The organism is Faecalibacterium sp. AM43-5AT, assembly GCF_003603345.1.
Classification (GTDB): domain Bacteria; phylum Bacillota; class Clostridia; order Oscillospirales; family Ruminococcaceae; genus Faecalibacterium; species Faecalibacterium taiwanense.
Genome location: NZ_QVGZ01000005.1, coordinates 1 through 9,926, shown reverse-complemented (window position 1 = coordinate 9,926; position 9,926 = coordinate 1). Strand labels below are relative to the sequence as shown.

General features: G+C 52.9%; 7 protein-coding genes and 1 pseudogene. 7 read left to right on the top strand and 1 reads right to left on the bottom strand.

The features are described 5' to 3' along the window. The 7 genes and pseudogenes from DW937_RS15185 to DW937_RS07680 all read left to right on the top strand — a co-directional run. A pseudogene (locus DW937_RS15185) lies at positions 1–129 on the top strand (DNA cytosine methyltransferase); the annotation flags it as partial. Further along, the gene (locus DW937_RS07705) at positions 126–2,111 is read left to right on the top strand and encodes a C40 family peptidase (RefSeq protein ID WP_120120578.1); all 1,986 of its coding nucleotides are present in this window, start codon (positions 126–128) and stop codon (positions 2,109–2,111) included. The pseudogene DW937_RS15185 and the gene DW937_RS07705, both read left to right, overlap by 4 nt. Positions 2,112–2,129: 18 nt before the next feature. Continuing rightward, positions 2,130–2,381, top strand: a complete 252-nt coding sequence (locus DW937_RS07700; RefSeq protein WP_120120577.1) for a DUF4315 family protein — start codon at positions 2,130–2,132, stop codon at positions 2,379–2,381. Next, entirely contained in the window at positions 2,371–3,093 is a 723-nt protein-coding gene (locus DW937_RS07695) for a DUF4366 domain-containing protein (RefSeq protein WP_120120576.1), read from the top strand. The genes DW937_RS07700 and DW937_RS07695 overlap by 11 nt, the downstream gene beginning before the upstream one ends. After that, on the top strand, positions 3,090–5,168 hold the full coding sequence (locus tag DW937_RS07690; protein ID WP_120120575.1) for a DNA topoisomerase 3: 2,079 nt from the start codon (positions 3,090–3,092) through the stop codon (positions 5,166–5,168). The genes DW937_RS07695 and DW937_RS07690 overlap by 4 nt, the downstream gene beginning before the upstream one ends. A gap of 98 nt (positions 5,169–5,266) precedes the next feature. Next, complete coding sequence (locus DW937_RS07685; protein WP_120120574.1) at positions 5,267–8,461, top strand: YodL domain-containing protein; 3,195 nt, start codon at positions 5,267–5,269, stop codon at positions 8,459–8,461. Positions 8,462–8,464: 3 nt separating this feature from the next. Continuing rightward, entirely contained in the window at positions 8,465–8,665 is a 201-nt protein-coding gene (locus DW937_RS07680; protein WP_120120573.1) for a transposon-transfer assisting family protein, read from the top strand. Positions 8,666–8,778: 113 nt separating this feature from the next. Here DW937_RS07680 and DW937_RS07675 read toward each other — a convergent pair whose 3' ends face one another. After that, entirely contained in the window at positions 8,779–9,798 is a 1,020-nt protein-coding gene (locus DW937_RS07675) for a hypothetical protein (RefSeq protein ID WP_243111443.1), read from the bottom strand. Positions 9,799–9,926 lie beyond the last annotated feature (128 nt).

The window sequence follows — 9,926 nt, the reverse complement described above, 5'->3', positions numbered from 1 at the left end:
GTGCCGAACCGCAGCAAGCGGATGAAAACACTGGGCAATGCGGTTTCGCCGCCGCAGGTGTTCCCGATTCTCAAATACATTGCGGACATTGAAACGGGCCGCTGTCAGATGGGAGGTGAAGAACTTTGAAAGAATTGCAGGCAAAAGCCAAAGTCACCCAGACCATGACCCGTGACGGTCTGGTAGTGGAAAATCAGGCGGACGGCACCGTGGAGAACGTTTCCAGCCGGGAGGCAGAACAAGATTATTCTACGGATGCCGAGGGCAAGGCCGAAAAAATTCTGGAACGGGCCGAGGACATCAAGGACGGGCATAAAAATAAAAAGAAAGCGAAAAAGGCAGCAGAAACAGCGGCCACCGCCAAAAGTGAAGATGGTCTGCACCGTTCCGCTGCCCGTTTGGAATTGACCGAGGACGAACGGGCAGACCCGGAGTTGCAGCCGTACATCCACAAGGCGGAAGCAAAGGCCGACAAGCTGGATGCGGCCCGCGCCGCTCTGCCGAAGAAGCGTGTCCCGGTCAAGGAAAAAGTTTACGATGCAGCCAGCGGCAAGGCAAAATCCACCCTGCGGTTTGAGCAGCAGGACAAAGGCCCGCCCAGCCTGAAACCAAACCCGGCCAGCCGCCCTCTGTCGGAAGCATTGCTGTTCGCTCACGGAAAAATCCACGAGGTCGAACACGAAAATGTGGGCGTGGAGGGCGGCCACAAAGGTGAAGAACTGGTGGAGCGTCAGACCGCCAAAGCCATCCGCAGCGGCATCCGGCACCACAAGATGAAGCCCTACAAGGCCGTGGAAAAGGCAGAGCGTCAGCTCATGTCTGCCAATGCAGAATACTTTTACCAGAAATCCTTGCGGGACAATCCGCAAATTGCACAGGCGGCCAGCAACCCCATTTCCCGGATGTGGCAGAAACGGCGTATCAAACAGCAGTATGCCAAAGCTGCACGGCAGGCCGGACAAGCCGCCGCGCAGGGTGCAGCCGCCACCGCAGAGAACGGTTTCCGGGTAACAAAGCTGGCGGCCGAGGGCGGCGAACGGGTAGCCGAATTTGCGGCCCGGAACTGGAAAACCATTCTGATCGTGGCGGTGTTCGGTCTGCTGGCTCTGCTCTTGATAACGGGTTTGCAGTCCTGCACCGTGATGGCGGGCACCGCTGGAACCGGCGTGACGGCATCTTCTTATTTTTCCAAGGACAAGGATATGCTGGGTGCAGAGAAGGCTTATGCCAAGCTGGAACAAAAGCTGCAACGGTATCTCGACACCTACGAGGCCACCCACAACTATGACGAGTATCATTTTTATCTGGATGAAATCGAGCATGACCCCTATGTGCTGATCTCGATTTTGTCCGCGCTGCATGACGGCGTGTTCACACTGGCCGAGGTGCAGGGCGAACTTGAAATGCTCTTTGAAAAGCAATACATCCTGACCGAGACCGTGACCATGCAGATACGCTACCGTACAAAAATGATGGTCATTATTGGCCCGTATGGTGTGCCGCAGGTTATCACCTATCAAGAACCGTATGAATACTACATCTGTACGGTCAAGCTGAAGAACAAAGATTTATCTCACCTGCCCGTGGAAGTGCTGACCGAAGAACAACTCAGTGCTTATTCGCTCTATATGCGCACGCTGGGCAACCGGCCGGATTTGTTCGGGCAGGCACAGTACCCCAATGCGTCCACCATCAAGCAGCCCACCTACTACGATATTCCCCCGGAAGCACTAAAGGATGATAGGTTTGCCGCCATGATGGAGGAAGCCACAAAGTACATCGGCTACCCGTATGTGTGGGGCGGCAGTTCGCCCAGCACCAGCTTTGATTGCAGCGGCTACATTTCGTGGGTGCTGAATCACTCCGGCTGGAATGTGGGCCGTCAGACCGCACGGGGCCTTTACAACTTCTGTACTCCTGTTTCGGCCGCACAGGTCAAACCGGGTGACCTTGTATTTTTCAAGGGCACCTACGATACCCCCGGCGTGAGCCATTGCGGTATCTATGTAGGCAATTCCATCATGCTGCACTGCGGCGACCCTATCTCTTACACAAACCTCAACTCAAAATATTGGCAGGAACATTTTTACAGCTACGGGCGTTTACCGTGACGCCAGAAAGGATTTTGTATGGCAAAAAGACTTTCCCGCATTGAGCGCGATATTAAACGGCTCAAAGAAAAAATCTCTGAATACCAGCAGCAGTTGAAAGAACTGGAAGCTGCAAAGACTGAACAGGAAAACTTGCAGATCATTCAGCTGGTGCGCAGCATGAATATGAAGCCGGACGAGTTTGCGGCCTTCCTGCGCAGCGGTGCGCTAAACGCCGCTCCTACCGTCACCCCGTACCACAAACAGGAGGATGCCGCCGATGAAACCTGACAACTGGAACCGTTTCGCTGCCGGACTGCTGGCTATCCTGCTCTGCCTCTGCTCCTTTTCCATGCCCGCTTTCGCAAGCGGTACTGACCCTGCCCCGGAACCTCTGCCGGAGATTATCGAAGAAGAACCCACCACGGGCGACATGGAGCCGGAGGGTGTGCCCATCACGCCCAAGGGCAATGCAACACTGGTGGATGACTTTTACGGCGACAAGCAGCTTATCACAGTGACCACCAAGGCCGGGAATTATTTTTACATTCTCATTGACCGTGCCAACGAGGACAAGGAAACGTCCGTTCACTTCCTGAACCAAGTGGACGATGCCGACTTGCTGGCCCTGCTGGATGAAGAACCGCAGGCCGCCGAAGTCTGCACCTGCACCGTGAAATGCGAGGCCGGAAGTGTCAACGAAAACTGCCCCTTGTGTGAAAAGAGCCTGCGCAACTGCACAGCCCCGGAAGCAGTGAAAAACGACACCGAAACGCCGGAGGAAAAGCCGAAATCGAGCATAGGCAGTCTGATGATCCTGCTGGTGCTGGCTCTGGCGGGCGGTGGTGCAGCACTCTATTATTTCAAGTTCCGCAAGCCCAAGGCCGATACCACCGGGCACGATGATCTGGACGAATACGATTTTGGCGAGGACGAAGATGCAGACGAGGAACCGGCTGAAATCGAAATTCATTCAGAGGACGGACAGGAGGACGAAACATGAGCGTTCAGCTGGTGATCGCCGAAAAGCCCAGTGTAGCCCGCAGCATCGCCGCCGTGATCGGGGCCACTGAAAAGCAAAACGGCTATTGGCAGGGCGGCGGGTATCTGGTCAGCTGGTGCATCGGGCATCTGGTGTCCTTTGCCGAGGCGGGCCAGTACGATGAAAAATACTGTAAGTGGCGGTATGAGGATTTGCCCATCCTGCCCCAGCCGTGGCAGTTCATTGTCCCGGACGAAAAGAAACAGCAGTTTGAAATTGTGCGCTCTCTGCTCAACCGCCCGGATGTGGACAGTGTGACCGCCGCGACCGACGCAGGCCGGGAGGGAGAACTTATCTTCCGTTTCGTCTACCAAATGGCCGGCTGCACGAAACCCGTAAAGCGGCTCTGGATTTCCAGCATGGAGGATGCAGCCATCCGGGAGGGCTTTGCAAACCTGCGCCCGGATTCGGATTATAATGCTCTGTATCAATCGGCCCTCTGCCGTGCAAAGGCGGATTGGCTGGTGGGTATCAATGCAACGCGACTGTTTTCGGTGCTGTACCACAAAACCCTGACGGTAGGCCGGGTGCAGACCCCGACACTGAAAATGTTGGTGGACCGGGATGCAAAAATTCTGCGCTTCCAGAAAGAAAAATATTACACGGTCGGCATCCAGTCCGGCAGCCTGAAAGCAGACAGTGGGCGCATTGCGGACGCAAAAACCGCAAATTCTCTCAAAGAAAAATGCACAGGCACAACTATCGTTTGTACTTCTGTCAACCGGGAGAAAAAGACAGAACAGCCGCCCAAGCTCTATGATCTGACCACCTTGCAGCGGGAGGCAAACCGCCTGTTCGGTTTCACGGCAAAGCAGACCCTTGATTATGCCCAGCAACTTTACGAAAAGAAACTGCTGACCTATCCCCGCACCGACAGCCAATATCTGACCGAGGATATGGGCCAGACAGCACAACATCTTGTGTCTGACCTGCTGGGGCTGCTGCCCTTTGCCCAAGGGCTTGACTTGCCCCCGAAAGTGGGCCGGATTCTGAACAGTAAAAAGGTATCAGACCACCACGCCATCATTCCCACCGCCGAATTTGCAAAACAGGGTTTCACCGATCTTGCCGAGAGTGAATGCAAGCTGCTGAACCTTGTCTGCTCCAAACTGCTCTGCGCGATAGCCGCGCCCCATGAGTACGAAACTGTGACTGCTGTGTTCTCCTGCGCCGGGAACGAGTTCATCGCCAAGGGAAAGACGGTGCTTGTTCCCGGTTGGAAAGAGATCGACCAGAGGTTCCGCTCCACCCTGAAAGCAGACGGCGAAGAAGAAACAGAAACCCTGAACACCCTGCCGGAACTGACCGAGGGACAAAGTTATTCTGTTGTATCTGATATTTCGGAACATTTCACGTCCCCGCCGAAAGCCTACACGGAAGATACACTCCTGTCAGCAATGGAGCGGGCCGGAGCCGAGGATATGCCGGAAAACGCAGAACGCAAGGGGCTGGGTACGCCCGCTACCCGCGCCGCGATTCTGGAAAAACTGGTGCAAATGGGCTTTGTGCAGCGCAAGGGCAAACAGCTTGTCCCCACCAAGGACGGCATCAATCTGGCGGTGGTTCTGCCGGAAAGCCTGACCTCTCCCGCTCTGACTGCTGAATGGGAAAACCGCCTGAGCGAGATTGCCAAGGGCAAGGCAGACCCGGACGAGTTCATGGCCGAAATTGAAACGCAGGTACGCCAGCTGGTCAAGACCTATTCCTGCATCAGCGCGGACAAGCAGAACTTATTTCAGTCGGAACGGGTCATCATCGGCAAGTGTCCCCGGTGCGGTGAAAACGTCTATGAGGGTAAAAAGAATTTTTACTGCGGGAACCGTGGCTGTCAGTTCGTGATGTGGAAGAATGACCGCTTCTTTGAGCAACGCAAAAAGGCGTTCACACCGAAGATCGCCGCTGCTCTGCTCAAAAACGGTAAGGCAAAGGTCAAGGGTCTCTATTCCGAAAAGACAGGCAAAACCTATGATGCAACGGTGCTTCTGGCAGATACGGGAGGCAAGTACGTCAATTACCGGGTAGAGCGCAAAGAGTAAGGCAAAAATACGAGGGCCGGTTATGGTAAGGTGAAGCATTCATTTTGCCATAACCGGCTCTCTCTATCCGTAGGATAGCAAAAAAGGAGTGTGACCAAATGAGCGAATTATTTTCCATCCAGCTGCAAAATCGGCAGCAGCAAGGCAGGGATGGTGTCTGGCTGGACCTGCCCACTACAACCGAACAGGTACAAGCGGCCCTGCGGCAAATCGGCATTTCGTCCGATAATCCGCAGGGCCTTTTCATTTCTGGCTACTTTGCCGAGGAAGAAAAGCGTTTTGCGATTCCCTACAACATAGTGCTGGCATCCAATGTGGACGAACTGAACTTTCTGGCATCACGACTGGAAACACTCTCTACCGGGGAACGCGCAGAGCTGAACGCCGCCCTGCAAGCCCCGCAGAGTGAGCTTTTCAGCATCGGGAGAATCACCGACTTTCCCGAAAACGTGGACTACTATGTGCATCTGCCGGATGTGCGCGGGCCTGCCCAACTGGGCGACTACTATCTGAACCGTTCCGGCATGGTGGATATGCCGGAAGAATGGAAAGGCGGCATCGACACGGCGCAGTTCGGCCGGTATGTGGCCCAGCAGGAGCAGGGCGTGTTTACCGAGTATGGCTACCTTGTCAAAAGCGGGGACGCGTGGCAGAAAGTCCACGAGGGCCAGCCTGTGCCGGAGGAATACCGGGTACTGTCCTTTCCTGCGCCGGAAGTTTTGCGAGATTCGGCCAACATCCCGCCACCTGTTCAGCCTGAAACGGAACCGCAGAAAGTTATTCCCATTATCCTAAACGGCAAGGACAGCGCGGAACGCATGAAAGAAATCACGGACCGGCTGGAAACAGGCATTCAGCAGTTGTTTGACAGCGACCGCTACAAAGCCTACCTCACCACGATGGCAAAATTCCACAATTACAGCTTCAACAACACTTTGCTGATTGCCATGCAGGGCGGGCAGCTGGTGGCGGGCTTCAATAAGTGGAAGGACACATTCCACCGCACCGTGAAGAAAGGCGAAAAAGGTATCAAAATCCTTGCCCCTGCGCCGTATAAGGTGAAGCAGAAGATGGAAAAGCTGGACGAACAGGGCAAGCCGATTCTGGACAAGGACGGCAAGCCGCTGACCGAAGAAAAAACGGTACAGATTCCGGCCTTTAAGGTGGTGTCCGTGTTCGATGTCAGCCAGACTGAGGGTGAACCACTGCCGTCCATTGCTGTGGATGAACTGTCCGGCAGCGTGCAGGACTACCAAGATTTTTTCAAGGCATTGGAGCAGACATCCCCGGTGCCCATCGGGTTTGAGGACATAGAGGGCGGGGCGCACGGGTACTTTCATCTGCTCGACAACCGCATTGCCATCCAAGAGGGCATGAGCCAGCTGCAAACCATCAAGACGGCTATCCATGAAATTGCCCACGCCAAACTTCACGCCATCGACCCCACCGACCCGGAACAGACCAACCGCCCGGACAGCCGCACCCGCGAGGTGCAGGCCGAAAGCGTAGCTTATGCAGTCTGCCAGCACTACGGGCTGGACACATCCGAGTATTCCTTTGGTTATGTGGCCGGGTGGAGTTCGGGCCGGGAACTGGCCGAGTTGAAAGCCTCTCTGGAAATTATCCGCAATACGGCCCATGAACTGATCTCCGCACTGGACGAACATCTGGCAGAACTGCGCCAGCAGCGGGAAACAGAACTTTCCACTGCACAGGAGGCTGCATTTGCGCTGGACAACGGCAATACGCTGTTCATCCAGACCTGCGATTCCGGCTATGACTACACCCTGTATGGCCCGGATAATAAGGCTCTGGACGGCGGCCAACTGGACGCACCCAGTCTGACCCTGCCGGATGCCGGAGAGGAAGCTCTTGCTCTGCTGGGGCAGACAGTCAAGGTGTCGGAAGTTTTGTTGGGCGACAAGCTGGCAGCGTTCCAAGAGGCAGCAGAAAAAGCGAATGAAATTCCCGCACCCGTTAAAATTCCAGACCCCGCCGCAGAGCCCACGGTCACAATTCTGTGGAGTGAAAGTGACAAGCTGCAGGACGGCGAAACCATGCCACTGTCCGTGGCAAACCGCGTCTTTGAAGAACTGGACACCACCCAGCACACGGAACGGGAAAAGGACGGCTACACAGGTGGCTGGTACGACAAGACCGCATTCCGCATTGATTTTACCCTGAACGGCCAGCCAGACAACTACGAGGGGCGGCAGGATTTTGGTGACGGAGAGGGTTCTTTGGTTCAACACATCCAGAACTACCACGAATACTACGCCAAAGATGAAAACTGGAAGAATTTTGTTCTGCATAACAAAGGCCCGAAAGCATGGGAGCAGGACAAGGCAGAGCGGGAAATGGTGCTGACCGAGTTTATCCCGTACCTCAAACAGCATTGCAATCTTTCCGCTATGGAGCAGACGGCTACCGCCGCTTTGCGAGAGGGACAGATCATTTCGCCGGAACAGGCGGCCTATTACAACGCTGTTGTGGCCTATGTGCAGGACTGCCGCCCGCTGCTCAACCAAGGCCAGTATAACTTGCCGGAACCGCCCAAGCTGGCCGACTTTGACCAGAGCTTGCAGGACTACAAGGCGCAGGTGCAGGCCGAGACCGAGCAGGAAGCGGCCGCTGCTGGAATGACCGTGGAGGAATACGCAGCGGCAGGCTTTGAAGCACCGCAGCAGGGCAGCTTTTCCATCTACCAGCTGCGCAATGAAGATTCCACCCGCGATTACCGTTTTGAGCCCTACGACCGCCTGCAGGCCGCTGGCCGGACCGTGGACAAGGCCAACTATACGGAAGTATACGCCGCGCCGCTGGCTGCGGGTACCACATTGGAGGACATCTACCGTACATTCAATGTGGACCATCCGGCAGATTTCAAGGGACACTCGCTGTCCGTTTCGGATGTGGTAGTGCTGCACCAGAACGGACAAAATACCGCTCACTACTGCGATAGTGTGGGCTTCCAGCAGGTGCCAGAGTTCTTGCGGGAAAACCCGCTGCGCACCGCAGAACTTTCCACCGAACAAAACGAAAACATGATTGACGGTGTGCTGAACAATGCGCCCTCTTTAGGTGAGTTGGAAGCCAAAGCAAAGGCCGGAGAACAAATTTCTCTGACGGACCTTGCCGCCGCAGTCAAGGCCGAGGAAAAGGCACCGAAAACCAAGAAGTTCCGCGCCGCAAAACCGAAAAAGCCGTCCATCCGGGCACAGCTGGATGCCGCAAAAAAAGAGCAGAGCAAGCAAACGCCGCCACGGGAAAAGACAAAGGAATTGGAGGTCTGACACATGAATTTCAGTGTAGAAGAAGAAAATTTGATTTGTATGTACCACACTTCTGACCGCCGCCGGACAATAGCGCGGATGCTGGCCGCATTGCCGGACATGGACACGGAAATGCGGTGGCTGGCAAACGGCACCATTGCAAAATTGGAGCGCATGACCGATGCTGACTTTGACGGACAGAGGTTTGATTTTGCGAGTGAGTGATACTGCCAGCTTGACAACGACACATCATTTTCAACAAAAGTAATGTGTTGTTGTCAACACAGAAATAGCCGGACACGGTGGCCTTGTGGCTGCTGTGTCCGGCTGTTTCTTGCTTATGCAGGTAATGCTCCAGAATTTTTTAATAAGGTTACTTGTGTGACCAAATCACTCATAATAAGATTTTTTACTTCTGCCCATGTAATCGTATGATTAGATTGATATTCCGCCTTGCAACGCTCGATGCATTTTTTTAGTACTTCTCTTGTTACATTTTCCAACTCTTTTAGTTCTGTGTCTGTAATATTAGAGCCATTACCATCATGAAGTGACTCGGAACGAAATCTATAAAAATTCAGCATTTTTTGATGAACTTGTTGGATTTCCTGTGATGTTCCTCCTAACAATGCGCTAACTCGATTCGCCAACATTTGCTTTTTCCCTTGTTGATTTTGTGGTAAGAGGGTCATTTCCAATGCCGTTGTGTATTGTTCAAATCCCGTCGCCAAATCTACTTGTTCCAATCCCCAAGAAAATTCATGAATGCTATTTTTCAATAACGTATACGGCTCATTTCTATAATCACAAAGCCACTGATTACATAATGCAGTTTCGGGAACGCTTAATGTGAAGCGCTCATTCGCAAGAGTGTTTCTAGTTTGATAATAGCTAGTATGATTTACACTATTGGAAATGAACCCTCCGATCGTAAATTTATAGTTAAAGAAGATATCCCTAAATCCAATATTTCCTGCCTTAAAAATCCGAAGCAGATTGATTTGCTCGTTTAGATACTGCGTTTCACCATCCATATAAGGCTTAAGCTGATCTTCACACATACAATCGATGTTCGACATACGATATGTACCATCGGCACTTAGGTGAGGATGGGGTTCTTCAATTTGTATTGTGTCCATTTTCTTTAAGCAAATGAAGTATATTTTACCATCCTCAATTATTCTTGAAGTCAAATAATCTATACTCAAATTATTTCTTCCATCCATGATTGCATTTTTGAAGGGCAATTCATCAAGAGGACATTTTTCAATAGTGTAACCTCTTCCTAAATTCACGTTGCAAACGCTTTCATCACAGCACATAATTATACCAGAGACCGTTACATTTACATCAACCATATCCATCCTCCCGAATTTTATTTTTTCTTGTTTTGATTGTCTGAAATTTCAGCGGCATCTTCTACAATGTCCGTTACAAGCTGCTGGAAGTCAAACGCATTCTTTTCTGTGATAACAGGCTTGCCGGT